Raw genomic sequence first — 25,518 nt, 5'->3', positions numbered from 1 at the left:
GGGCCCCTCGGCCCAGGTGCAGGCCGGCGGCCTACTGGAAGACGATCTGCGCGATCACCCCGGTGCCGATGGCGATGAGCAGGTAGTCCGGCCCGTTCTGCACCCAGTGGTATCCGCGCGGCGGGGGCGCCAGGTGGTGGTGGCGCCAGTTGTTCACCACGTAATGGTGCGAGCGGTACATGGGCGGCACGCGGCTGCCGCGGTACCAGTTGTGCTGCGGGCCGACGCCGCGCTGCCCGTGCATCTGCGGATGGCCGGGATGCACCATCGGCGGTCCGGGCCGGTACACAGGGCCGCCGTGGTAGGCCTGCGGCGGCGGGCCCGGGTGGCGGTAGGCCGGCGGGCCACGGCGGTCGTCGTGCCGGCGGTCGCCATGGCGTCCGTCGTCGCGGCCCCGGTCGTCGTGCCGGCCACCGTGGCGCTGGCCATGGCGCTGCTCGTGCCGATCGTCGCGCGGCTGGGCTTCGGCGCCCAGCGATGCGGCGCCCAGAAGGACGGCCACGCATGCGGCGGCCAGGCCTTGCAGGCGGCGGGAGGTGGGAGCGGTCGCAGCGGTGAAGGAGGTTCCCACGGCGGCGGCGCGGCCGGGGAAGGCATGCAGGGTCGAAGCGTCTCGCGACATTTCCAGCCTTTCGAAAAGGTTGAACATGCCCGCATGGTGCCGCAATTTGCCGGGGCCCGGTCCCGGGACGGCCCTGCTTTACCGGAGGTTTTCCCGCGGTTGCCACAGGTTTGCACGCGCTGCACACCGGCAACGAAATGCATCAGCGGGGGCCAGACGCGGGATAGGGATGGGTGGGGCAGCGCAGGGAGCCCCACCCTGCACCGCCCCGTCGACGAGGCTCAGTGCAGCTGCAACGCCTTGGCTTGCTGCGCCACCGCGGGCGACGGCACGCCGGCAGGGGAACGCGCGGCGACCCGGCCCGCAGGGGCTTCGGCGGCATCGCTCAGCTTGAACTGGCTCACGGCCTGGGTGAGCTGGTTGGCCTGGTCGCGCAAGGATTCCGATGCGGCGGTGGATTGCTCCACCAGCGCGGCGTTCTGCTGCGTCATCTGGTCGAGCTGGCTCACCGACTGGCTGATCTGCCCGATGTTGTCGCTTTGCTCGGACGACGCGGCGGTGATCTCGGAAATGATGTCCGACACCCGGCGCACGCTGCCCACGATCTCGTTCATGGTCGCCCCGGCCTCGCTCACCAGGCGCGAGCCGTCTTCCACGCGGTCCACCGACGAGCCGATGAGTCCCTTGATCTCCTTGGCCGCCTCGGCGCTGCGCTGCGCCAGGCTGCGCACCTCGCTGGCCACCACGGCGAAGCCCCGGCCCTGCTCGCCGGCGCGGGCGGCTTCCACCGCCGCGTTCAGCGCCAGGATGTTGGTCTGGAAGGCGATGGAATCGATCACGCCAGTGATGTCGGCGATCTTGCGCGAGCTGTCGGTGATCTGCCCCATGGTGCTGACCACCTGCGACACCACGGCGCCGCCGCGCGCGGCCACCTCGGCCGCGGTGGTGGCGAATGCGCTCGCCTGGCGCGCGGACTGCGCGCTCTGCTGCACGGTGCTGGTGAGCAGCTCCATGGACGACGCGGTTTCTTCCAGGTTGGCGGCCGTCTGCTCGGTGCGCTGGCTCAGGTCGTGGTTGCCCGAGGCGATCTCGGTGCTGGCCGTGGAGATGCTGCCCGACGCTTCCTGCACCTGGCGCACCAGTCCGCGCAGCGAATCCTGCATGCGGCCCATGGCGGTCACCAGCTGGCCCACCTCGTCCTGCTGCGTGGCATGCACCTCGTGCGACAGATCGCCGCTGGCGATGCGCTCGGCCAGATCGCGCGCCTGGGCCAGCGATTGCGTGATGGAGCGCACGCTGAAGAAGGTCAGCGGAATGAGCACCGCCAGCCCCAGCAGGAGCCCGCCGCCGATCGCGGCCGACATGAAGGCAGTGCGCGCTTCCACGCCCTGGCGCGCCTCCTCCATCTGCTGGCGGGCGGTGGTGGCCAGGCTGGCGAACAGCTGGTCGGTGGCCTCCATGTGCTGCTTGAGACGGTCGGCATAGGCGCCGCCGCCGGCCCCGTCGATCTGCGCGCGCTCGATCTGCTCGAAGATGGGCGAGATGCCGGTCTCGTACTGCTTGATCTCGGCAAGCGACTTGTCGATGCCCTCGACGAAGGCGGCATCCCCGGCCTGGGCCTGCCGCACGTCGGCCAGGCTCTTGCGCAGCGCGGCGAGCGTCTTGCCCCAGCTGTCGCGCAGGGCCGACACCTCAACCGAGTTGTTGAAGTTGATGATGATGTCCTTCTCGGCCCGGCGCAGATTCCCCAACGTGGTGCGCAGTTCGGCCATGTCGGTCAGGGTCTGCACGCGCTGCGAAAACAGCACCTGCAACGTGTCCCGCGTGCGGTCCAGGGCCAGATAGCCCATGGCACCGATGACGACGAGGAGCACCAAGGAAAAGATCGTCCCGAAATACAGGCGGGTGCGAATCGACAGGCGGCCCAGAGCGTTCATGGCTCTCCTCTACAAAATGTTACTTGAGCGTTAGCAATAACCACGCCACCGAAAAAACCGGCCTCGTGGGCCGGATGGGCGATCACTATATGCGGCGCCCTGCCAATAGCCGACGGGGTATTCACCGAGGTGCCAACCCAGGGTGCCATGCCCTCACGTGATGCGATGGAAAACAAATTGTCACATGTGGAGGGCACAGTCACCCCATCGCGAATGCGCCGGCCCGCGCCTTCCGGCCCCGCCCTGGCGCCCTCCACACCTCTGCACTCCACATGGCACACCCCTTCACTGCTTCCCCTGCCTCCACCGCCGCCCGTCCGGGCACCGGCTCGCTGAGCCAGCGCCTGCTGACCGTCTTTCTCGCCGTGCTGGCGCTGAGCCTGGTGGGCTCGGCCATCGGCATCTGGTCGCTGCACCACATCGGCCGCGCCACGGACGCCATGGTGCAGCGCAGCGTCGCGACCGAGCGCCTGGTGGCCGATGCGTACCGGCTGCAGGCCATCAACGCCGAGCGCTACAAGGCCGTGGCGCTGAGTTCCGAACCCGAGGTGGGCGAGATCCTCGGCGCAGACATCGCGCGCACACAGCAGCAGTACGACGCGCTGGTCGCCCAACTGGCCCGGCGGCTCGAAGGCACCGAGGACATGCAGCAAGTGACGCAGGTGCGCACCATGGGCGCCACCTTCCTGGCCGCGCGGACGGAGCTGGTGGCCGCGCGCGATTCGGGCCTCACCGAACGCATCCGCAAGGTCTATGGCGAACGCTTCCTGCCCTCGGCCACGGCGCTGCTCCAGGCGCTCGAAGCGCTCTCGCAATCGCAGCGGCAGGACATCGACGAAGCGGCAGCGCAGGTCGCCCGCCTGAGCGGCATGGCGCGCTGGGCGCTGGTGGCCTTCGGCGCGCTGTCGCTGGCCCTGGGCACCCTGCTGGCGCTGTGGCTGGTGCGCAGCATCACCCGCCCGATCGCCATCGCCAGCGCCACGGCCGACCGCGTGGCGGGGCTGGACCTGCGCCAGGACATCGCCGGCCACGAACGCGACGAGACCGGCCGCATGCTCACCTCGCTGTCGGTGATGCAGGGCGCGCTGCGCAGCCTGGTGCACCGCGTGCAGACCCTGGGGCAGAGCATCAGCGCCGCCTCGACCGACATCGCGGGCGGCAACGCCGACCTGTCCAACCGCACCGAGGAAGCCGCCGCGCGGCTGCAGGAAACCGCGGCCTCGCTGGAGCAGGTCACCCGCCGCGTGGCGGATGCGGCGGCGTCCGCCGAGCGCACGGAAGCCCTGGCTTCGCAGGCCGCCAGCGTGGCGCAGGAAGGCAGCGGCGTGGTCACGCAGGTCGTGGACACCATGGACCGCATCGCCACGGGCTCGCGCCGCATCGCCGACATCACCGGCGTGATCGACTCCATCGCCTTCCAGACCAACATCCTGGCGCTGAACGCCGCCGTGGAGGCCGCCCGCGCCGGCGACCAGGGCCGGGGCTTCGCCGTGGTGGCGTCCGAAGTGCGCAGCCTGGCCAACCGCTCGGCCGAGGCCGCGAAGGAGATCAAGGCGCTGATCGCCGATTCCGTGCAGCAGGTGGCCTCGGGCGCCAGCCTGGCCGGGCACGCCGGCCGCACGATGGAGCGCGTGGTCTCCACGATCCAGCACACGGCGCAGACCATGGGCGAGATCCGCAGCCACACCCAGTCGCAGAACCAGGACATCGCGGCCATCCACGCCGCCATGTCGCGGCTGGACGAGATGACGCAGCAGAACGCGGCGCTGGTGGAACAATCCGCCGCCGCGGCGGAAAGCCTGCGCGGGCAGGCCCACGACCTGTCGGCGGTGATCAGCCGCTTCGCGCTGCCGCATTCCACGGCGACGGGCGAAGCGGCCGGCCTTCTCCCCGTGCCGGTGCCCGCATCGGCAGCGGTTCCGGCGGCGCGGGCCCTGCGCCTAGGCCACGCCTGAGGTTCGCGCTGCGGCACGCCGCCTTGCCAGGCGGCGTGCCCTGCACCCATGCAGGGCGATGATCAGCCCACCGGCTGGATCGGCACGTACAGCTCGCCGCCCGTGCCGCGGAACTCCACCGCCTTTTCCTGCAGGCCCTTGGCGGCAAACTCGCGCACCTCCTGCGTGATCTTCATCGAGCAGAACTTGGGGCCGCACATCGAGCAGAAGTGGGCGACCTTGGCGCTGTCTTTCGGCAGCGTTTCGTCGTGGTATTCCTGGGCCGTCTCGGGGTCGAGGCCCAGGTTGAACTGGTCCTGCCAGCGGAAATCGAAACGCGCCTGGCTCAGCGCGTCGTCGCGCGCGCGGGCGCCGGGGTGGCCCTTGGCCACGTCGGCGGCGTGCGCGGCGATCTTGTAGGCGATGATGCCCTGCTTGACGTCGTCGCGGTCGGGCAGGCCCAGGTGCTCCTTGGGCGTCACGTAGCACAGCATGGCCGTGCCCATCCAGCCGATCATGGCCGCGCCGATGGCGCTGGCGATGTGGTCGTAGCCCGGAGCGATGTCGATGGTCAGCGGGCCCAGCGTGTAGAACGGCGCTTCGTGGCAGGTCTTGAGCTGCTCGGTCATGTTGGCCTGGATCATGTGCATGGGCACGTGGCCGGGGCCTTCGATCATGGTCTGCACATCGTGCTTCCAGGCGGTCTGGGTGAGCTCGCCCAGCGTGTGCAGTTCGGCGAACTGCGCCTCGTCGTTGGCGTCGGACGCGCAGCCGGGCCGCAGGCCATCGCCCAGGCTGAACGACACGTCGTACGCCTTCATGATGTCGCAGATGTCCTCGAAGTGCTCGTACAGGAAGCTCTCCCGGTGGTGCGCCATGCACCACTTGGCCATGATGGAGCCGCCGCGCGAGACGATGCCGGTGCGGCGCTGGGCCGTGAGGTGGATGTAGGCCAGCCGTACGCCCGCATGGATGGTGAAGTAGTCCACGCCCTGCTCGGCCTGCTCGATGAGCGTGTCGCGGAAGATGGCCCAGGTCAGGTCTTCGGCCACGCCGCCGACCTTCTCCAGCGCCTGGTAGATGGGCACCGTGCCGATCGGCACCGGCGAGTTGCGCACGATCCAGTCCCGCGTGGTGTGGATGGCCTTGCCGGTGGACAGGTCCATCACGTTGTCGGCGCCCCAGCGGATGGCCCACACCAGCTTTTCCACTTCTTCCTCGATGCTGGAGGTGACGGCCGAGTTGCCGATGTTGGCGTTGATCTTGACCTTGAAGTTGCGCCCGATCGCCATCGGCTCCACCTCGGGGTGGTTGATGTTGGCGGGAATGATCGCGCGGCCGCGGGCCACTTCATCGCGCACGAACTCGGGCGTGATGATCTTCGGGATGCTCGCGCCCATGGGGTTGCCCATCAGGCGCTGCTCGCGGCCCGCATCCTGCATGTACTGCGCCATCCATTCGCGGCGGCCGTTCTCGCGGATGGCCACGTATTCCATCTCGGGCGTGACGATGCCGCGGCGTGCGTAGTGCATCTGCGTCACGTTGGCGCCGCTCTTGGCGCGCAGCGGCTGGCGCTGCAGCGCGGCGGCCTCGGCCCGCAGCTGGGCCAGGCGGGCGGCGTCCTCGCTCTTTTGTCCATCGTCCAGCGCCACGGGCGGGCGGCCCTCGTAGTGCTCCACGTCGCCGCGCGCCGCGATCCAGCCGCCGCGCACGCTGGCCAGGCCCTGGCGCACGTCGATCACGGCCTCGGGGTCGGTGTAGGGGCCGGAGGTGTCGTACACGCTGACCTGCTCGCCGTTGGTGAGTGCGATGTCGCGCACCGGCACGCGCAGGTCCGCGTGCGTGTGGCCGGGCAGGTAGGCCTTGCGCGATGCGGGAAAGGGCGCGCGGGTGAGCGCGAGCAGTTCGGCGAATTTTTCGCGGGCGAGGGGTTCGGGTGCGTTCATGGGGCAGGTCTCCTGTTTCCGGGGGCGGTGGGGCTGCTCCGGAAATGGACCTGTGCCTGGAACGCAGGCGCATGGCGCCTGGTGAAGCGGTGCGTGCCACGCGGGTGCGGGCACGGTCACGGGAGGTCGGCTCTTCTTCCGCCGGTATGAACCGGATCAAGTTCGTCGGGTTCGCAAGCCAGCCTGACATTCGTCAGGCCGCCCGCATCTCAGCGCATCAGCACACCCCGGAGCAGGCGCCAGTATAGGCCAGCCCCCTCGCCCGCCGCCATCCCTCCGTGTCGGTCAGGCGATGCGCCCCAGGATGAGCACGGCGAAGAACACGAAGCCGGCGATCACCGTCCACTTCAGGATGATGAGCCCCCAGCGCTTGTAGCGCGCCTGCCCCGTGCCCACGTAGAACGCGAACGACACCGCTGCCATGAGCAGCAGCAGGGTGGCGATCCAGCGAAAGATCAGCATGCCGCGCGCCCCGTGCGCCGCCTTACCACGCGGCCACCGGCTGGGCGAAGCCGGCGGGCGCCTGGCGCTCGTTGTCGAACGTGGCGATTTCCCAGGCATCTTCCTGCGCGAGCAGTTCGCGCAGCAGCAGGTTGTTCATCGCGTGGCCCGAGCGGAACGCGCTGTAGGCCGCCAGCAGTGGCTTGCCGACGAGGTACAGGTCGCCGATGGCATCGAGGATCTTGTGCTTCACGAACTCGTCGTCGTAGCGCAGGCCGTCGCTGTTGAGCACCTTGTAGTCGTCCATGACGATGGCGTTGTCCAGCCCGCCACCCAGCGCCAGGCCGCTGGCGCGCATCATCTCGACGTCCTTGGTGAAGCCGAACGTGCGCGCCCGCGCGATGTCGCGGGTGTAGTTGCCGGAGCCGAGGTCGAACTCCACGCTCTGTCCGGTGGAATCGACCGCCGGGTGGGCGAAGTCGATCTCGAAGCGCAGCTTGTAGCCGTGGTACGGGTCGAGCCGCGCCCACTTCGTGCTCGGGCCCGTGCCCTCGCGCACCTCGACCGGGCGCGTCACGCGGATGAAGCGCTTGGGCGCCTTCTGCAGCTCCACGCCGGCGCTCTGCAGCAGGAACACGAACGAGGCGGAGGAGCCGTCGAGGATGGGCACCTCTTCGGCCGTGATATCGATGTACAGGTTGTCCAGCCCCAGGCCCGCACAAGCCGACATCAGGTGCTCGACCGTGTGCACCTTCGCGCCGCCCACGCCGATGGTGGAGGCCATGCGCGTGTCCACCACGGCCATGGCGGTGATGGGAATGTCCACCGGCTCGGGCAGGTCCACCCGGCGGAACACGATGCCCGTGTCGGGCTGGGCGGGACGCAGCGTCAATTCGACGCGCTGGCCGCTGTGCAGGCCCACGCCGACGGCGCGGGTCAGGGTCTTGATCGTGCGTTGCTGGAGCATCGGTCGATTTTAGAGGGGGAGGCCCCATCATGGGGCATCGCTGCCGCTATGGGGGCAATAGGCCCACGCGCGCAAGAAAAAACCGCCAGCCCCTTGCGGAACATGGCGGTGTTGTGAACAAGAAAGGCCCGGCGGGCCTTTCCCGTCAGTCGGCCTGCTTGCGCAGGAACGCGGGGATTTCCAGGTCGTCCATGCCGCCCGAGGACAGCGCGTCCACACGGGCTGCCGCCTGCGTGCGGTTGGTGCGCCACACGCTGGGCACCGACATGTTGCCGTAGTCTGCCTGCGCGGTGCCGCCACCGACCAGGCCCGCGCCCAGCGTCGCGCCGGACATGGGCATCTGGTAGGCCACGTTGTCCGTGCCGGTGCGCAGGCCGCCCTGCACCACCGAGATGGGCTGGCGGCGCGCGTTCTGGCGCGACAGGCCGGTGGCCACCACGGTCACGCGGATCTCTTCGCCCAGGCTGTCGTCGTAGGCGGCGCCGTAGATCACGTGCGCGTCCGGCGAGGCGTAGGCGTTGATGGTGCTCATGGCCAGGCGCGACTCGGACAGCTTCAGGCTGCCCTTGGCGGCCGTCACCAGCACCAGCACGCCCTTGGCGCCCGACAGGTCGATGCCTTCCAGCAGCGGGCAGGCCACGGCCTGCTCGGCGGCGATGCGGGCGCGGTCGGGGCCGGCGGCCGTGGCCGTGCCCATCATGGCCTTGCCGGGCTCGCCCATCACGGTGCGCACGTCTTCGAAGTCGACGTTGACGTGGCCGTATTCGTTGATGATTTCAGCGATGCCGCCCACGGCGTTCTTGAGCACGTCGTTGGCGTGCGCGAAGGCCTCGTCCTGGGTGATGTCGTCGCCCAGCACTTCTAGCAGCTTCTCGTTGAGCACGACGATCAGCGAATCGACGTTGGCTTCCAGCTCGGCCAGGCCGTTGTCGGCATTGGCCATGCGGCGGCCGCCTTCCCAGTCGAAGGGCTTGGTGACCACGCCCACGGTGAGGATGCCCATCTCCTTGGCCACGCGTGCGATCACGGGGGCCGCGCCGGTGCCCGTGCCGCCGCCCATGCCGGCGGTGATGAACAGCATGTGTGCGCCGGTGATGGCGCTGCGGATGTCTTCCACGGCCGCTTCGGCGGCGTCGCGGCCCTTGTCGGGCTTGCTGCCCGCGCCCAGGCCGCTGCCGCCCAGCTGGATGGTGCGGTGCGCGGGGCTGCGCGTGAGGGCCTGCGCGTCGGTGTTGGCGCAGACGAACTCCACGCCCTGCACATTGCGCGCGATCATGTGGGCGACGGCATTGCCGCCGCCGCCGCCGACACCGATCACCTTGATCTGGGTGCCCTGATTGAATTCTTCGGCTTCGATCATTTCGATGGTCATGGTGGGTGCTCCTAGTCTTTCACGTGAATTGCATGGGGCCAAAACGGCTGGATGGTTGGAATCGGGTGGGACGCAGCCCGGGGCACGAAAGGGGGGCCGGTGCCCCGCCATCGTTGCCAAAACAGCGCATCGGGGCCAGCGCGAGCGAGCCAGTGCTGAGGGGACAACATGTCAGAAGTTCCCCACGATGAAATCTTTGAAGCGGCCGAACGCGGTCTTCACCGAGCCGCTCTTTTGCGCCACCTTGAAGCCGCGCAGGCGCGCCAGGCGCGCCTCTTCCAGCAGGCCCATGACGGTGGCGGCGCGCGGCTGGGCGATCATGTCGGCCAGCGCGCTCGAATACTTGGGAATGCCCCGGCGCACGGGTTTGAGGAAGATGTCCTCACCCAGCTCGACCATGCCCGGCATGATGGCGCTGCCGCCCGTGAGCACGATGCCCGAGGACAGCACCTCCTCGTAGCCCGACTCGCGGATGACCTGCTGCACGAGCGAGAAGATCTCTTCCACGCGCGGCTCGATCACGCCAGCCAGCGCCTGCTTGCTGAGCATGCGCGGGCTGCGGTCGCCCAGGCCGGGCACCTCCACCTGCGCCTCGGGATCGGCCAGCAGCTGCTTGGCATAGCCGCTTTCGACCTTGATGTCCTCGGCGTCCTTGGTGGGCGTGCGCAGCGCCATGGCGATGTCGCTGGTGATGAGGTCGCCCGCGATCGGGATCACTGCCGTGTGGCGGATCGCGCCGCCGGTGAAGATCGCCACGTCGGTCGTGCCCGCGCCGATGTCCACCACCGCCACGCCCAGCTCGCGCTCGTCGTCGGTCAGCACCGCCTGGCTGGAGGCGAGCGGGTTCAGCATGAGCTGCTCCACCTCGAGCCCGCAGCGGCGCACGCACTTGATGATGTTCTCGGCCGCGCTCTGCGCGCCGGTCACGATGTGGATCTTGGCCTCCAGGCGGATGCCGCTCATGCCGATGGGCTCCTTCACATCCTGCCCGTCGATCACGAATTCCTGCGGCTCCACCAGCAGCAGGCGCTGGTCGCTGGAGATGTTGATGGCCTTGGCCGTCTCCACCACGCGCGCCACGTCGGCCTGGGTGACTTCCTTGTCCTTGACCGCCACCATGCCGCTCGAATTGAGCCCGCGGATGTGGCTGCCGGTGATGCCGGTGTACACGCGCTGGATCTTGCAGTCAGCCATCAGCTCGGCCTCTTTCAGCGCCTGCTGGATGCTCTGCACCGTGGCGTCGATGTTCACCACCACGCCGCGCTTGAGGCCATTGCTGGGTGCGACGCCCAGCCCGGCCAGCTTGAGTTCGCCATTGGGCAGCACCTCGGCCACCACCGCCATCACCTTGGCGGTGCCGATGTCCAGCCCCACGACCACGTCTTTGTATTCTCTTGCCATATTCTGTGTCCTGCCCTCAGTGGTTCTGCCCTGTTGTTCTGGCGGGGCGCGCGCGCTGCGGCGCAGTGCGCGCGGGCGCCCGGGCGGCCGCCTTGGGGGCGTCGCCATTGACCGTGGTCACCCCGCGCAGCCGCAGCGCATAGCCGTCAGCGTGGCGCAGGTCGGCCGATTCGAGTGCATCCGCGCGCCGCCCGTACTGGCCCGCCACGCGCGCCAGCGTGCGCACGAAGCGCTGCGTGCGCTGCACCACATCCTGCGGCGTGCCGCCACCCAGTTCCACCACGGCGCCGCTGTCCAGCGTGGCGCGCCAGCCGCCGCGGCCGGTGAGCTCCAGCGCATCGACCTTGGTGTCCAGCGGCTCGAAGACGGGCTGCAGGTGGTGGTACATCTGCAGCACCTCCAGCGACTGGCCCTGCGGGCCCTGCAGGCGGGGCAGGTCGTCCGCGTCCAGGTCGTCGCCGTTGGCCTCGAACACCTCGCCCTGGCTGTTGACCAGGGTGGAGCCCTCTTCGGCGCCCCAGTAGGCCGCGGCGTCGTGCTCCTGCAACTCCACGCGCAGGCTGTTGGGAAACTCGCGCCGCACCATCGCGTGGCGCACCCAGGGCACCTGCTCGAACGCCTCGCGCACGGCGCGCAGGTCCACGGTGAAGAAATTGCCCACCAAGTGCGGCCCGACGTTGGCCCGCAGCGTGACGGCGTTGTTGTGCACCAGCTCGCCCTGCACCACGATGCGCCCGATCGCGAACGCCGGATGGCGCAGCATCCACGAGCCGCCCACCACCAGCACGAACGCGGCGCAGCCCACGAACAGGACCGTGGCGGTCAGGTTCATGAGCTTGACGTCGAGCGGTGCGGGCAGCGAGGCGGTCATGCGGCTCCCGGGGTTCCCGTGGGGGTGGCGTGGACGGTGACGCCGGCATGCCCCTGCAGCCCGTCGAGCGAGGCGCTCGCCAGGATGCGCAGGCACAGCGCCTCGTAGCTCACGCCGCTGGCGCGGGCCGACATGGGCACCAGCGAATGGCCGGTCATGCCGGGCGAGGTGTTGATCTCCAGCAGGAAGGGCTTGCGGTCGCTGGCGCGGATCATGATGTCGGCGCGCGCCCAGCCCCGGCACTGGAGCGTGCGGAAGGCCTCGACAACCAGGCGCTGGATCTCGCGCTCCTCGGCCTCGGGCAGGCCGCTCGGGCAGTGGTACTGCGTGACGTCGGTGAAGTACTTGTTCTGGTAGTCGTAGTTGCCGGCCGGCGCCACGATGCGGATCACCGGCAGCGCATGCGCATCCGCCCCCTGGCCCAGCACCGGGCAGGTGGTCTCGTCGCCCTCGATGAATTCCTCGCACAGCACTTCGGGGTCGTAGCGGGAGGCCAGCAGGTACGCCTGTTCGCACTGCCCGGGCGAGGTCACCTTGGTCAGGCCGATGGTGGAGCCCTCGCGCGAGGGCTTGACGATCATCGGCGCGCCCAGCGCCTGCAGCGCCTGCGCGGTTTCGGCGGCGCTCGACACCAGGCGCCAGTCCGGCGTGGGCAGCCCCTCGAAGCGCCAGATGCGCTTGGTCATGATCTTGTCCATCGCGATGCTGGACGCCATCACGCCGGGGCCGGTGTACGGAATGCCCAGCAGCTCGAGAGCGCCCTGCACCGTGCCGTCCTCGCCATGGCGGCCGTGCAGGGCGATGAAGCAGCGCGCATAGCCGCCGTGCCGCAGCTCGGACAGATCGGTCTGCGACGGGTCGAACGCATGCGCGTCCACGCCGCGGGCGCGCAGCGCCTGCAGCACGCCGCCGCCGGACATCAGCGAGACCTCGCGCTCGGCGGACGAGCCGCCCATCAGCACCGCGACCTTGCCCAGAGCGCGCACGTCGATGGCGGGGGTGTCTTCGTGGCTCATCGCGCGACCTCCGCCAAAACTGGCGCTTCTTCTTTCTGCAGCATTTCCACCACCTTCGCCGGCACGGCGCCGATGGAGCCCGCGCCCATGCACAGCACCACGTCGCCATCCCGGGCGTTGTCCACGATCGCCTGCGCGAGCAGGGCCACGTCGTCCACGAACACCGGCTCGACCTTGCCCGCCACGCGCAGGGCGCGCGTGAGCGACCGGCCGTCGGCGGCGACGATCGGCGCCTCGCCGGCGGCATACACCTCGGTCAGCAGCACGGCGTCCGCACTGCCCATGACCTTCACGAAATCCTCGAAGCAGTCGCGCGTGCGGCTGTAGCGGTGCGGCTGGAACGCCAGCACCAGGCGCCGGCCCGGGAAGGCACCGCGCGCCGCGGCCAGCGTGGCCGTCATCTCGACCGGGTGGTGGCCGTAGTCCTCGATCAGCGCGAACCTGCCGCCGCCCGGCGCGGCGATGTCGCCGTAGCGCTGAAAGCGCCGGCCCACGCCCTTGAACTGGGCCAGGGCACGCAGTAGCGCGTCGTCGGGAATGTTCAGCTCCACCGCCACCGCGATGGCCGACAAGGCGTTCAGCACGTTGTGCTCGCCCGCCAGGTTCAGCACCACGTCGATGTCCGGCAGCGTGACGCCGTTGCGCCGCTGCACGCGAAAGCGCATCTGGCCCGCATCGGCCCGCACATCCACCGCGCGCACCTGGGCGTCTTCGGAGAAGCCGTAGCTCGTCACCGGGCAGGTCACGTCGGCCAGGATGTCGCGGATGGCCGGGTTGTCCACGCACAGGATCGCCGTGCCGTAGAACGGCATGCGGTGCAGGAACTCGACGAACGCGCCCTTGAGGCGGCCGAAGTCGTGCCCGTAGGTTTCCATGTGGTCGGCATCGATGTTCGTCACCACGGCCATCACGGGCAGCAGGTTGAGGAACGAGGCGTCGGACTCGTCCGCCTCCACCACGATGTAGTCGCCGCTGCCCAGCTTGGCATTGGCGCCCGCGCTGTTGAGCCGCCCGCCGATCACGAAGGTCGGGTCGAGCCCGGCCTCGGCCAGCACGCTGGTCACCAGACTGGTGGTGGTGGTCTTGCCATGCGTGCCGGCGATGGCGATGCCGCGCTTCAGGCGCATCAGCTCGGCCAGCATCAGCGCGCGCGGCACCACGGGAATCTTCTTTTCGCGGGCGGCCAGCACCTCGGGGTTGTCGGCCTGCACCGCCGTGGAGGTGACCACTGCATCCGCCCCCTCGATGTGCGCGGCCGCATGGCCCACGCAGGTACGGATGCCCAGCGCCTGCAGGCGGCGCAGGGTGGCGCTGTCGGACAGGTCCGAGCCCGAAATGCCGTAGCCCAGGTTGAACAGCACCTCGGCGATGCCGCACATGCCGGCGCCGCCCAGGCCGACGAAATGGATGTGGCGAATGGCGTGCTTCATGCCAGCTCCTCGCAGGCAGTCGCCACTTCGCGGGTGGCGTTAATCTTTTGCATGTTTTTGGCTTTCCGAGCAATATCCACTAGGGCATTGCGCTCTGAATTTTGTAGCAACTGTGCCAGCCACTCGGGGGTGAGGTCGCGCTGCGGCACGAGCCACCCGCCACCGGCGTCCACGAGGAAGCGGGCATTGGCGGTCTGGTGGTCGTCCACCGCATGGGGGAACGGCACGAACACCGCCGCCGCGCCCACGGCGGCGATCTCGGTGACGGTGCTGGCGCCCGCACGGCAGACGATGAGGTCCGCGTCGGCGAACGCCGCCGCGGTGTCGTCGATGAACGGCGTGAGCGTGGCCTGCACGCCCGCCTTCGCGTAGTGCTCGCGCAGCGCATCGATCTGCGCTGCGCCGCTCTGGTGGGTGACGACGGGCCGGCGGTCCGCCGGAATCAGCGCCAGGGCCTGCGGCACGATCTCGTTGAGCGCGCGGGCGCCCAGGCTGCCGCCCACGACCAGAAGGCGCAGCGGCCCCGTGCGGCCGGCGAAGCGCTCGGCCGGCGCGGGCTGCTGCGTGAAGGGGGTGCGCAGCGGGTTGCCCACCCACTGGGCCTTCTTGAGCACCCCGGGAAAGGCCGTGAAGATACGGTCGGCCACGCCGGCCAGCACCTTGTTCACGAGGCCGGCCACCGAGTTCTGTTCGTGCAGCACCAGCGGCTTGCCCAGCAGCACGGCCATCATCCCGCCCGGAAACGTGACATAGCCGCCCAGGCCCACGACCACGTCGGGGCGCACGCGGCGCACCACGGCCAGCGACTGCCAGAAAGCGCGCAGCAGGCGCAGCGGCAGCAAGGCCAGCGTGACCAGCCCCTTGCCGCGCACGCCGGAAAAATCGATGGGCTCGAACGCGAACCCGCGCGGCGGCACCAGGCGCGATTCCATGCTGCCGGGCGTTCCCAGCCAGTGCACGCGCCAGCCGCGCGCGCGCAGCTCCTCGGCCACGGCCAGGCCCGGAAAGATGTGGCCGCCGGTGCCGCCGGCCATGATGAGCGCGGTTTTGGGTGCGCTCATACGCGTCCACCCCGCACCGTGCGCTGCGCGCCCGGCATGGCTGACGCCATGCGGTGCCCGTTTTGTTGAAACAAGCACCTCATACGCGGCCTCCGCGCATCGCGCGCTGCGCGCCCGGCATGGCTGACGCCATGCGGTGCCCGTTTTGTTGAAACAAGCACCTCATACGCGGCCTCCGCGCATGAGGTGCTTGTTTTCGTAGTCAACCCGAAGCACCACGGCGATGGCCACCAGATTCATCAGGATGGCGGAGCCCCCGAAGCTCATCAGCGGCAGGGTCAGCCCCTTGGTCGGCAGCGCGCCCAGGTTTACGCCCATGTTGATGAAGGCCTGAAAGCCCATCCAGATGGCCACGCCCTGTGCCACCAGGCCGGCGAACACGCGGTCCAGCGCGATGGCCTGGCGGCCGATGTGCATGATGCGGCGGGTCATCCACAGGAAGAGCACGATGAGGATGAGCACGCCGACCAGACCGAACTCCTCGCCGATCACCGCGAGCAGGAAGTCGGTGTGCGCCTCGGGCAGCCAGTGCAGCTTTTCCACGCTGCCGCCCAGCCCGACGCCGAAGATCTCGCCGCGGCCGATGGCGATCAGCGAGTGCGACAGCTGGTAGCCCTTGCCCAGCGCGTGCTTTTCGCTCCAGGGATCGAGGTACGCGAAGATGCGCTCGCGCCGCCAGTCGCTCATCATCACCATGAGCGCGAAGGCGCCCACCAGCACGGCGGCGATCAGGAAGAACATGCGGGCGTTCACGCCGCCCAGGAACAGGATGCCCATGGCGATCACGGCGATCACCATGAAGGCGCCCATGTCGGGCTCGGCCAGCAGCAGCGCGCCCACCACGGCCACGGCCGCGCCCATGGGCAGCACGGCGCGGAAGAAGCGCTCCTTGACCTCCATCTTGCGCACCATGTAGTCCGAGGCGTAGATGAGCACGGCGAACTTCGCCAGCTCCGACGGCTGGAAGTTCATGACCCCCAGCGAGAGCCAGCGCCGCGCGCCGTTGACCACCGTGCCCACGTGCGGGATCAGCACCGCGATGAGCAAAGCGATCGACAGCACGAACAGCCACGGCGCCACGCGCTCCCAGGTGGACATGGGAATCTGGAACGCCAGCAGGGCCGCAACGAAGGCCATCACCAGCGCCATGATGTGGCGCACCAGGAAATGGGTGGGAGCGATCTTGCCGAAGCGCGGGTTGTCCGGCATGGCGATGGACGCGGAATACACCATCACCAGTCCCCAGGCGAGCAGCGCCACCACGACCCACAGGAGGGCCTGGTCGAAGCCGAGCACGCTGGCCGGCGTGGTCGTGGTCTGGCGGTATTCGGTGCCGCCCACGCGCACCGGCAGCACGTCGGCGGGCTTGGCGGGCAGGCCACCGAACCAGCCGCCGAACTTTCCGGTCACGCGCTGCAGCAGGCCGGGGGATGCGGGTGCGGTGCTCATGCGGAGCCCTCCAGGTCCTGGCCGCGATCGTTCGCAAGCGCCTGCACGGCTTCGCAAAACACGCGGGCGCGGTGCTCGTAATCGTTGAACATATCGAAACTGGCACAGGCGGGCGACATCAGCACCGCATCGCCGGCATGGGCGCGCTGCGTGGCCAGGTCCACCGCCTGCGGCAGCGTCGGTGCGTCCAGCAGGGCCACGCCCGCGTCTCTCAAAGCGGCGCGGATCTGGGGTGCGTCGCGGCCGATCAGCACCACGGCGCGGGCATAGCGCGACACGGGCGCGGCCAGCGGCGAGAAGTCCTGCCCCTTGCCGTCGCCGCCCAGGATGACGACCAGCCGGCGCTCCGCGCCCAGGCCGGTGAGCGCCGCCACCGTGGCGCCCACGTTCGTGCCCTTGCTGTCGTCGAAATATTCCACATCGCCGATGAGCCCCACGGGCTCCACGCGGTGCGGCTCGCCGCGGTATTCGCGCAGGCCGTACAGCATGGGGCCCAGCGCGCAGCCGGCGGCCTGCGCGAGCGCCAGCGCGGCAAGCGCGTTCACGGCGTTGTGGCGGCCGCGGATGCGCAGCGCATCGGCGGGCATCAGGCGCTGGATGTGCAGCTCTTCTTCCTGCGCACGCGAACGGCGGGCGGTTTCGTCGGCCTCCTGCGCCCGCACGAGCCAGGCCATGCCGTTGACGACCTCCAGACCGAAATCGCCCGGGCGCTGCGGCATGTCGCCGCCGAACGTGACATGGGGACGCACCTGCACCTTCGGGGCCTTCGCGCGCCCGGTCGCCGGCCTGGCCGCGCTGCGCGCCAGCCCGGCATCGGGCAACATGCCCATGACCTCGGGGTCTTCGCGGTTGAGCACCATCAGGCCGCTCTCGCCGAAGATGCGCGCCTTGGCGGCCGCATAGGCGGCCAGGCTGCCGTGCCAGTCCAGGTGGTCCTGGCTGATATTGAGGACGGCCGCGGCCGTGGGCTCGAAGCCCGACACGCCGTCGAGCTGGAAGCTGGACAGCTCCAGCACCCAGACCTCGGGCAGGGTGCCCGCATCGATGTGCTGGCCCAGTGTGTCCAGCAGGGTCGGGCCGATGTTGCCGGCCACGGCCACGGTCTTGCCGGCGCAGTCCACGAGCCGGCCGGTGAGCGAAGTCACCGTGGTCTTGCCGTTGGTGCCGCTCACGGCCACCACCGCCGGGGCGTAGCCGTGCGCGGCGTGCAGCTCGCGCAGCGCCATGGCGTACAGGGCGAGTTCGCCCTCCATGCGGATGCCGCGTGCCCGGGCCTCGGACGACAGGGCGGCCAGCGTGTCGGGACGCAGGCCGGGCGAGCGGTAGATGGCCTGGGGCATGCGCCCTTCGAGCAGGGAGGCGTCGAACGCACGGGCCACGAAGCGCACCTGGGGCAGCTCGGCATGCAGCGTGCCGCGCTGCGGAGGCGCCTCGCGCGTGTCGGCCACGGTCACCTGCGCGCCGCAGCGCACGCACCAGCGGGCCATGGCCAGCCCGGAAGCGCCCAGGCCGAGAATGAGAATGTCCTGGCCCTGCAGCAGCGCAGCGCCCTCGCCCGGCCAGCCGGCTGGCACCGGCGTGGGGCCGGCCACCGGGCCGGTAGCGCCGTCGGCCGGGGGCGCGTCATCGGAGGATGGCGCCGCGCCCGGATCGCGCGGACCGGCCGCGGTGGCGGACTCGGGCGAGCCCACGTCCGCGAAGATCTGCGCCACGAACGCAGCAGCGGCCGCAGCGGCCGAGACCGCGGGCGCGGTCATGCCGGCGAGCGCCTGCGCCATCGCGTCGTTCGCGGGGGTCGGTGGTGCCTGCGGGGCCGGTGCGGAGGATGCGCCCTGCGGCGCCAGCGCCACGCTTTCGGGCATGCAGGGCACGTCGGGCGAATCGGGAGCGCCGGACGCGTCGGGGCGCGGCGGCATGGCTTGCATGCCCTGCACCGGCGCCACCCCGGACGGCGAGACCATGGACGCGCCCTCCCCCTCGCCGGGGCCATCGGCACCCTGCGGCAGGCCTGGCGCCTCGCCAGGAAGAAGGGGGTCGTGCGGGTTCATCGCAGTTTCAGCGTGGTCAGGCCGATCAGGCACAGCAGCATGGTGATGATCCAGAAGCGCACGACCACCTGCGTCTCCTTCCAGCCGCTTTTCTCGAAATGGTGGTGCAGCGGCGCCATCTTGAGCAGCCGCCGGCCCTGGCCGTAGCGCTTCTTGGTGTACTTGAACCAGGCGACCTGCAGCATCACCGAAAGCGCCTCGACCACGAAGATGCCGCCCATGATGGCCAGCACGATCTCCTGGCGCACGATGACGGCGATGGTGCCCAAAGCGCCGCCCAGCGCCAGCGCGCCCACGTCGCCCATGAACACCTGGGCCGGGTGGGTGTTGAACCACAGGAAGGCCAGGCCCGCGCCGGCCATGGCCGAGCAGAAGATCAGCAATTCGCCCGCGCCGGCGATGTGCGGGAACAGCAGGTACTTGGAGTACACCGTGCTGCCAGCCACGTAGGCGAACAGCCCCAGCGCCGAGCCCACCATGACGACCGGCATGATCGCCAGGCCATCGAGGCCGTCGGTCAGGTTGACCGCGTTGCTCGATCCCACGATCACGAGGTAGGTCAGGATCACGAAGCCCAGCACGCCCAGCGGGTAGCTCACCTCCTTGAAGAACGGCACCAGCAGCCCGGCCTGCGGCGGCAGGTCCAGCGAGAAGCCGGATTGCACCCAGGTGATGAACAGTTCGAACACGCGCGAATTGGAGTTCTCGGAAATGCTGAACACCAGGTAGAGCGCCGCCAGCAGCCCGATGACGGACTGCCAGAAATACTTCTCGCGCGAGCGCATGCCTTCCGGGTCCTTGCGCACCACCTTGCGCCAGTCATCCACCCAGCCGATGGCGCCAAAGCCCAGGGTCACGGCCAGCACGATCCACACGAAACGGTTGGACAGGTCGAACCACAGCAGCGTGGAGATCGCGATCGAGCCCAGGATCAGCACGCCCCCCATGGTCGGCGTGCCGCTCTTGGACAGGTGCGATTCCATCGCGTAGCCGCGGATGGGCTGGCCGATCTTGAGCGAGGTGAGCATGCGGATCACCTTCGGCCCCGCCGCCAGCCCGATCACCAGCGCCGTGAGCGCCGCCATCACCGCACGGAACGTGAGGTACTGGAAGACGCGGAAGAACCCGAACTCCGGCGACAGGCCCTGCAGCCATTGCGACAGTATCAGCAGCATGTGGCGCCCCCGCGTGCGTTCTTCGTCGTGTCCGCACGGGCTTCCAGCACCTGCACCACCTGCTCCATCTTCATGAACCGAGATCCCTTCACCAGCACGCTGCCCACCTGGGGCAGGGCTTGCTGCACCGCTGCGAGCAGCGATGCCATGTCGTCGAAATGCCGCGCATCCGGCCCGTAGGCCTGCGCGGCGTGAGTGCTGAGCGCGCCCAGCGCGAACAGCCTGCCGATGCCGCTGGCGCGCGCCTGGGCGCCCGCCTCGGCGTGGAACTGCGGCCCCTGCTCCCCCACCTCGCCCATGTCGCCCAGCACCAGCAGTTGCGGGCCGGGCAGGCCGGCCAGCACGTCGATGGCGGCGCGCATGGAGTCGGGGTTGGCGTTGTAGGTGTCGTCCACCGCCGTGACCACGCGCCCGTCCTGCGGCACGCTGAAGGCGCGCGAGCGCCCCTTGACCGGAATGAAGGCCGAGAGCCCGCGCGCCACGGCGTCGAGCGGCACACCGGCCGCCAACGCGCAGGCCGTGGCGGCCAGGGCGTTGGTCACGTTGTGCATGCCTGCAATGCGCAGCGTGGCATCGAAGCCGCCCTGCGGCGTGTCGATGCGGATGCGCCAGGCGCTGCCCTCCCACTGAGCCACGGTGCAGCGCACGTCGGCACCGTCCGCGCCGAAGGTGATGCAGCGGCGCCCCGCGGCCAGTTGCCGCCACAGCGCGGTGTAGGCATCGCCCGCCGGGAACACGGCCACACCATCGGCGGGCAGGGCCGAAAGACAGGAGCCGTTCTCTTCGGCCACGGCGTGCACCGTGTGCATGAACTCCAGGTGCTCGCGCTGCGCGTTGTTGACGAGGGCCACCGTGGGGCGGGCCAGGTCGGCCAGGTACGCGATCTCGCCCGGATGGTTCATGCCCAGCTCGATCACCGCCGCCTCGTGCGCCGCGTTGAGCCGCAGCAGCATCAGCGGCACGCCGATGTCGTTGTTGAAGTTGCCTTGCGTCGCAAAGGCCGCCGGGCCCTTCCAGGCCTGCAGCACCGCCGCGATCATCTGCGTGACGGTGGTCTTGCCGTTGCTGCCGGTCACCCCGATCAGCGGCAGCCGGAACTGGGCACGCCAGCCAGCGGCCACCGCGCCGAGCGCAGCCAGCGTATCGGGCACCTCGATGCCGGGCAGGCCGGCGGCCTCCAGGCCGCCGTGGGCCACGGCCGCAGCGGCGCCGGCCGTGCGCGCATCGGCCAGAAAGGCATTGGCGTCGTAGCGCTCGCCCTTGAGCGCCACGAACAAATCGCCCGCCTGCAGCGTGCGCGTGTCGGTGTGCACTCGGGACAGCGGCAGCGCGCCCTCGCCCACCAGCCGGGCCGTGGGCACGCGTGCCTGGATGAACCCCAGCGCCTGCTGCAGCGTCATCATGCGCGGCCTCCCCGGCCGGCCAGGCCGACCTGGGCGTGGGCCATGTCGGAGAACGGCCGGCGCTCGCCCGCCACCTCCTGGTAGTCCTCGTGGCCCTTGCCGGCGATCAGCACCACGTCGCGCGGCCCGGCCTCGGACAGCGCCAGCGCGATCGCCGCGGCGCGGTCCACCTCGGCGCGCACGGTGCGCCCGGCCACGGTGCCCTGCAGGATTTCGTGAAGGATGTCTGCCGGCACTTCGCCGCGCGGGTTGTCGCTGGTGACGATGACCGCATCGGCCCGCTGCTGCGCGACCGCGCCCATCAGGGGCCGCTTGGTGCGGTCGCGGCTGCCGCCGCAGCCGAACACGCACCACAGCCGTCCGCCGCGCTCCACCGCAATGGGGCGCAGCGCCTGCAGCGCCTGGTCGAGTGCATCGGGCGTATGGGCGTAGTCCACGGCGACCAGGGGCTGGTGCGGCATATGGATCTGCTCCATGCGGCCCGGCACCGGCGACAGCTGCGCGCAGGCGTAGAGCGCATGCTCCAGCGGCACGCCCAGCGCCCGCAGCGTGGCCATCACGAGCAGCAGGTTGCCCACGTTGTAGTGGCCGATGAGCCGCGTCTGCAGCACATGGCTTTGCGCGCCTTCGGCCACGGTGAACGCCAGGCCGCCATCGCCCCAGGCGATGTCCCGGGCCTGGAGCCGTGCGGGCCCCTGCAGGGAGACGCTCCACAGGTCCAGCGGCTGCTGGGAGAGCGTCTCGTGCAGTTCGGCGCCGCGCCGGTCGTCGATGTTGACCACGGCGATCTGCAGCCCGGGCCAGTCGAACAGGGTGCTCTTGGCCTGCCAGTAGGCGGCCATGCTCGGGTGGTAGTCCAGGTGGTCCTGGGTGAAATTGGTGAACAGGGCCGCCCTCACCCGGGTGCCGGTCAGGCGGTGCTCCGCCAGCCCGATGGACGACGCCTCGATCGCGCAGGCCACATGGCCTTCTTTGGCGAAATGGGCGAAGGCGCGCTGCAGGCGCACCGGGTCCGGCGTGGTAAGGCCGGTGGATTCGAGCGCGGGCGGCACGCCGGCGCCCAGCGTGCCGATCAGCGCGCAGCCGCCGGGCGCCGCCAGTTCGTTGCGCGCCAGCAGGTTGAGCGCATCGGCCAGCCACCAGCTGACGCTGGTCTTGCCGTTGGTGCCGGTCACGGCCAGCACGTCGATCGACTGCGTGGGGTGGCCGAACCACTCGGCCGCCAGCGTTCCGGTGATGGCCTTGAGCCCGCGCAGCGCGGCCACGGGCGCGTCGGCGAAATGGAAGGCCTCGATGCCTTCGTGCTCGACCAGGCAGGCCATGGCGCCACGCGCGAGCGCGTCGCCCACATGGGCGCGGCCATCGGTGGCGGCGCCCGGCCAGGCGATGAAGCCGTCGCCGGGCTGGATCAGCCGGCTGTCGGTCTGCAGCGTACCGGTCACCCGGGCGGCCAGCCATTGCACGGCGTCGTGCACCGAAGTGAGCAGCGGGGTCGTCGTCATAGCGATTCCTCCACGGTGTTGGCCACGATCTGGGGCTTGACGGCCATGTCGGGCTGCACGCCCATCATGCGAAGGGTCTGCTGCACCACGGCGCTGAACACCGGCGCGGCCACCGCGCCGCCGTAGAACACGCCGTTGCTGGGCTCGTCGATCATCACCGCGACGATGATGCGCGGCTTGTCGATCGGGGCCATGCCGGTGAACCACGCCCGGTACTTGCCCGAGGCATAGCTCTTGCCCACCTGCTTGCGCGCGGTGCCGGATTTTCCGCCCACCGAGTAGCCCACGGTCTGCGCCTGCTGGCCCGTGCCGCCGGGGCCCGCGGCCATCTGCAGCATCTTGCGCACCTGGTCGGCCGTGCGCTCGGAGAACACGGGCACGCCGACCGCCGGCGTGCTCGACTTGAGCATGGTGGCGGGAATGATCTGGCCGCCGTTGGCGAACACCGTGTACGAGCGCGCCATCTGCAGCAGGCTGGCCGACAGGCCGTAGCCGTAGGACATGGTGGCCTGCTCCACCGGGCGCCAGGTCTTGTAGGGCCGCAGGCGGCCGCTCACCACGCCGGGGAAGTGGATTTGCGGCTTCTGCCCGAAACCGGCCGCCGAGAAGGTCTCCCACATCTCGCGCGCCGGCATCTGCATGGCGATCTTGGTGGTGCCCACGTTGCTGGATTTCTGGATCACGCCCTCGACCGTGAGCACGCCGTAGTTGTGCGTGTCGGAGATGGTCGAGCCCGTGATGGTGACGCGGCCGGGGTTGGTGTCCACGATGGTTTCCGGGCGCACGCGGCCGGTCTCCAGCGCCAGGCCGATGGTGAACGGCTTCATGGTGGAGCCGGGCTCGAACACGTCGGTGAGCGCGCGGTTTCGCAGTTGCTCGCCGGTGAGGTTCTGGCGCTTGTCGGGCACGTAGCTCGGGTAGTTGGCCAGCGCCAGCAGCTCGCCCGTGTGCGCGTCGATCACCACCACGCTGCCGGCCTTGGCCTTGTGCAGCGCCACCTGGTCGCGCAGCTTCTGGTAGGCGAAGAACTGCACCTTGCTGTCGATGGACAGCTGCATGTCCTGCCCGTCCACCGGCGGCACTTCGGCGCCCACGCCCTCCACCACGCGGCCCAGGCGGTCCTTGATGACGCGGCGCGAGCCGGCCTTGCCGGCCAGCTGCTGGTCGAAGGCCAGCTCCATGCCCTCCTGGCCATGGTCTTCCACGTTGGTGAAGCCCACCACGTGCGCGGCCGATTCGCCTTCGGGGTACTGGCGCTTGTATTCCTTGCGCTGGTAGATGCCCTTGATGTCGAGGGCGGCGATCTGCTGGCCGACCTCCCAGTCGAGCTGTCGCTTGATCCAGACGAAGGTCTTGTCCTCATCCGCGAGCTTGGTCTTGAGCGCGGGCAGGGGCATCTCCAGCAGCTTGGCCAGTTGCTGGAGCTTTTCGCGCACCTCGGGCTTGTCCTGCTCCACGTCTTCCGGAATGGCCCAGATGCTGGCCGCCGGCACGCTGGAGGCCAGGATCAGCCCGTTGCGGTCCAGGATGCGGCCCCGGTTGGCGGGCAGCTCCAGCGTGCGGGCGAAGCGCACCTCGCCCTGCCGCTGGAAGAACGCATTGCCGAACACCTGCACGTAGGCCGCGCGGGCACCCAGGCCCACGAAGCCCAGCGCCACCATGGCGACGATGAACTTGCTGCGCCAGACAGGCGTCTTGCTGGCCAGCAGCGGGCTGGAGGTGTAGTTGACGCTGCGGCTCATCGGCGCACGCTCCCTGCGCCACCCGGCGTGGCCGGCACCGGAGCCGCCGTGGCGGCCGTGACCACGGGCGTGCCGTCGTCGGCGACGTACTGCGTGATGGCCGGTGTGGCCGTGCGCATCTGCAGGCGGTCGCGGGCGAGCTTTTCCACCCGCAGCGGCGTCGCCTGGGCGCGCTTTTCGACCTGCAGGCGCTGGTGTTCGGTCTCCAGCCGGCGCGACTCGGCCACCGCGCGGTCCAGCTCGGTGAACAGGCGCCGCGACTCGTACTGCATGTGCACGAGGTACAGCGCGCTCACCATCACCCCCAGCAGCAGCACCAGGCTCAGGCGCGTCATGCCGGCACCTCCGTGCGCTCGGCCACGCGCATCACCGCGCTGCGGGAGCGGGGATTGGCCTCGATCTCGGCCGCGGTGGGCTTGATGCGGTCCAGCGCCTTGAGCCGCATGGGCTTCGGCTGCGCGAACGGCGCTCGGCGGTCGAAGACCTCCTTGGAATGCTGGGCGATGAATTGCTTGACGATGCGGTCTTCCAGCGAATGGAAGCTGATCACCACCAGCCGGCCACCGGGTGCGAGCACCCGCAGGCTGGCCTCTAGCGCCTGTTGCAGCTCTTCAAGCTCGGCGTTGATGAAAATCCGAAGAGCCTGAAATGTGCGCGTTGCAGGGTTCTGGCCTGCTTCGCGGGTCTTGACCGAGCCAGCCACGAGTTGGGCCAGTTCAGCGGTGGTGGCAAGAGGGCCCCGCTCCTCGCGACGAGCAACAATCGCCTTTGCAATGGGGCCAGCAAACCGTTCTTCGCCGTAGTCACGTATCACCTCCGCAATCTGCCCGACCTCGGCCGTGGCCAGCCAATCGGCCACGCTCTCGCCGCGCGTGGTGTCCATGCGCATGTCCAGCGGGCCGTCGAAACGAAAGCTGAAGCCCCGGCCGGGGCTGTCGATCTGGGGCGAACTCACGCCCAGGTCCATGAGGATGCCCGTGGCGCTGCGCTCGGGCAGTTCGGCCAGATGGCGGAATCCTTCATGCCGAATGGAAAAGCGCGCATCGGTGATGCGCGCTGCTTCTGCGATGGCCTCGGGGTCCTTGTCGAACGCCACGAGGCCCCCGCCCGGCCCCAGCCGGTCCAGTATCTTGCGGGAGTGCCCGCCACGGCCGAAGGTGGCATCGATCCACACGCCGGCGGGCGCGGGGCCGGCGGCGCCCAGCAAGGCGTCGACCGCCTCGCCCAGCAAGACCGTGGTGTGTTGCAGCGGTGCGTTCAC

20 protein-coding genes and 1 riboswitch are annotated in these 25,518 nt (G+C 69.8%); of the genes, 1 reads left to right on the top strand and 19 read right to left on the bottom strand.

Features of this window, described 5'->3' with window-relative positions; genetic code table 11:
- Nucleotides 1-31: 31 nt before the first annotated feature.
- Both AVTE2539_RS00545 and AVTE2539_RS00540 read right to left on the bottom strand, forming a co-directional pair.
- A complete protein-coding gene (locus AVTE2539_RS00545; protein WP_349817192.1) occupies nt 32-622 on the bottom strand; it encodes an RcnB family protein in 591 nt (196 codons plus the stop codon).
- A gap of 221 nt (nt 623-843) precedes the next feature.
- Nucleotides 844-2,499, bottom strand: a complete 1,656-nt coding sequence (locus tag AVTE2539_RS00540; RefSeq protein ID WP_284407991.1) for a methyl-accepting chemotaxis protein — start codon at nt 2,497-2,499, stop codon at nt 844-846.
- A gap of 272 nt (nt 2,500-2,771) precedes the next feature.
- On the opposite strand from AVTE2539_RS00540, the gene AVTE2539_RS00535 reads away from it, so the two are divergent.
- Nucleotides 2,772-4,454: a methyl-accepting chemotaxis protein gene (locus AVTE2539_RS00535; RefSeq protein ID WP_284407990.1), complete on the top strand. Its 1,683-nt coding sequence runs from the start codon at nt 2,772-2,774 to the stop codon at nt 4,452-4,454.
- A 62-nt stretch (nt 4,455-4,516) separates the two neighbouring features.
- On the opposite strand, the gene thiC is transcribed toward AVTE2539_RS00535, so the two are convergent.
- From thiC to rsmH, 17 genes are all read right to left on the bottom strand, one after another.
- Nucleotides 4,517-6,379, bottom strand: a complete 1,863-nt coding sequence (gene thiC, locus AVTE2539_RS00530) for a phosphomethylpyrimidine synthase ThiC (protein WP_284393048.1) — start codon at nt 6,377-6,379, stop codon at nt 4,517-4,519.
- Nucleotides 6,380-6,495: 116 nt separating this feature from the next.
- Nucleotides 6,496-6,619: riboswitch (TPP riboswitch) on the bottom strand.
- A gap of 45 nt (nt 6,620-6,664) precedes the next feature.
- Nucleotides 6,665-6,841 carry a hypothetical protein gene (locus tag AVTE2539_RS00525; RefSeq protein ID WP_272567221.1) on the bottom strand — a complete coding sequence of 59 codons (177 nt, stop codon included), beginning with the start codon at nt 6,839-6,841 and terminating at the stop codon, nt 6,665-6,667.
- 22 nt (nt 6,842-6,863) lie between these two features.
- The gene (gene lpxC / locus AVTE2539_RS00520) at nt 6,864-7,787 is read right to left on the bottom strand and encodes a UDP-3-O-acyl-N-acetylglucosamine deacetylase (RefSeq protein ID WP_272567220.1); all 924 of its coding nucleotides are present in this window, start codon (nt 7,785-7,787) and stop codon (nt 6,864-6,866) included.
- A gap of 145 nt (nt 7,788-7,932) precedes the next feature.
- Nucleotides 7,933-9,159, bottom strand: a complete 1,227-nt coding sequence (gene ftsZ / locus AVTE2539_RS00515) for a cell division protein FtsZ (RefSeq protein WP_272567219.1) — start codon at nt 9,157-9,159, stop codon at nt 7,933-7,935.
- 171 nt (nt 9,160-9,330) lie between these two features.
- Nucleotides 9,331-10,560, bottom strand: a complete 1,230-nt coding sequence (gene ftsA / locus AVTE2539_RS00510; RefSeq protein WP_092741824.1) for a cell division protein FtsA — start codon at nt 10,558-10,560, stop codon at nt 9,331-9,333.
- A 16-nt stretch (nt 10,561-10,576) separates the two neighbouring features.
- The gene (locus AVTE2539_RS00505) at nt 10,577-11,431 is read right to left on the bottom strand and encodes a cell division protein FtsQ/DivIB (protein ID WP_284407989.1); all 855 of its coding nucleotides are present in this window, start codon (nt 11,429-11,431) and stop codon (nt 10,577-10,579) included.
- On the bottom strand, nt 11,428-12,447 hold the full coding sequence (locus AVTE2539_RS00500) for a D-alanine--D-alanine ligase (RefSeq protein WP_284407988.1): 1,020 nt from the start codon (nt 12,445-12,447) through the stop codon (nt 11,428-11,430). The genes AVTE2539_RS00505 and AVTE2539_RS00500 overlap by 4 nt, the downstream gene beginning before the upstream one ends.
- Nucleotides 12,444-13,877: a UDP-N-acetylmuramate--L-alanine ligase gene (gene murC / locus AVTE2539_RS00495; RefSeq protein WP_284407987.1), complete on the bottom strand. Its 1,434-nt coding sequence runs from the start codon at nt 13,875-13,877 to the stop codon at nt 12,444-12,446. The genes AVTE2539_RS00500 and murC overlap by 4 nt, the downstream gene beginning before the upstream one ends.
- Entirely contained in the window at nt 13,874-14,938 is a 1,065-nt protein-coding gene (murG, locus tag AVTE2539_RS00490; protein WP_284407986.1) for an undecaprenyldiphospho-muramoylpentapeptide beta-N-acetylglucosaminyltransferase, read from the bottom strand. Before murG ends, murC begins: the two co-directional genes overlap by 4 nt.
- 162 nt (nt 14,939-15,100) lie before the next feature.
- Nucleotides 15,101-16,387 (bottom strand): putative lipid II flippase FtsW, encoded by a 1,287-nt coding sequence (gene ftsW, locus AVTE2539_RS00485; RefSeq protein ID WP_272567211.1) that lies wholly within the window; start codon nt 16,385-16,387, stop codon nt 15,101-15,103.
- Nucleotides 16,384-18,435, bottom strand: a complete 2,052-nt coding sequence (gene murD, locus AVTE2539_RS00480; RefSeq protein ID WP_502868844.1) for a UDP-N-acetylmuramoyl-L-alanine--D-glutamate ligase — start codon at nt 18,433-18,435, stop codon at nt 16,384-16,386. Before murD ends, ftsW begins: the two co-directional genes overlap by 4 nt.
- Nucleotides 18,432-19,610, bottom strand: a complete 1,179-nt coding sequence (gene mraY, locus AVTE2539_RS00475; protein ID WP_284393025.1) for a phospho-N-acetylmuramoyl-pentapeptide-transferase — start codon at nt 19,608-19,610, stop codon at nt 18,432-18,434. The genes murD and mraY overlap by 4 nt, the downstream gene beginning before the upstream one ends.
- On the bottom strand, nt 19,601-21,013 hold the full coding sequence (locus tag AVTE2539_RS00470) for a UDP-N-acetylmuramoyl-tripeptide--D-alanyl-D-alanine ligase (RefSeq protein ID WP_284407985.1): 1,413 nt from the start codon (nt 21,011-21,013) through the stop codon (nt 19,601-19,603). Before AVTE2539_RS00470 ends, mraY begins: the two co-directional genes overlap by 10 nt.
- Nucleotides 21,010-22,515, bottom strand: coding sequence for a UDP-N-acetylmuramoyl-L-alanyl-D-glutamate--2,6-diaminopimelate ligase (locus tag AVTE2539_RS00465; protein WP_284407984.1), 1,506 nt, complete (start codon nt 22,513-22,515; stop codon nt 21,010-21,012). Before AVTE2539_RS00465 ends, AVTE2539_RS00470 begins: the two co-directional genes overlap by 4 nt.
- On the bottom strand, nt 22,512-24,257 hold the full coding sequence (locus tag AVTE2539_RS00460; RefSeq protein WP_272567204.1) for a peptidoglycan D,D-transpeptidase FtsI family protein: 1,746 nt from the start codon (nt 24,255-24,257) through the stop codon (nt 22,512-22,514). Before AVTE2539_RS00460 ends, AVTE2539_RS00465 begins: the two co-directional genes overlap by 4 nt.
- Nucleotides 24,254-24,592, bottom strand: a complete 339-nt coding sequence (ftsL, locus tag AVTE2539_RS00455; RefSeq protein WP_284405268.1) for a cell division protein FtsL — start codon at nt 24,590-24,592, stop codon at nt 24,254-24,256. The genes AVTE2539_RS00460 and ftsL overlap by 4 nt, the downstream gene beginning before the upstream one ends.
- The gene (rsmH, locus tag AVTE2539_RS00450; protein WP_284409358.1) at nt 24,589-25,518 is read right to left on the bottom strand and encodes a 16S rRNA (cytosine(1402)-N(4))-methyltransferase RsmH; all 930 of its coding nucleotides are present in this window, start codon (nt 25,516-25,518) and stop codon (nt 24,589-24,591) included. The genes ftsL and rsmH overlap by 4 nt, the downstream gene beginning before the upstream one ends.

The sequence above is a fragment of the Acidovorax sp. SUPP2539 genome, assembly GCF_030158975.1.
GTDB lineage: Bacteria > Pseudomonadota > Gammaproteobacteria > Burkholderiales > Burkholderiaceae_C > Paracidovorax.
Note: the sequence above shows the minus strand (reverse complement) of the source record. Positions and strands in the feature narration are given on the sequence as shown.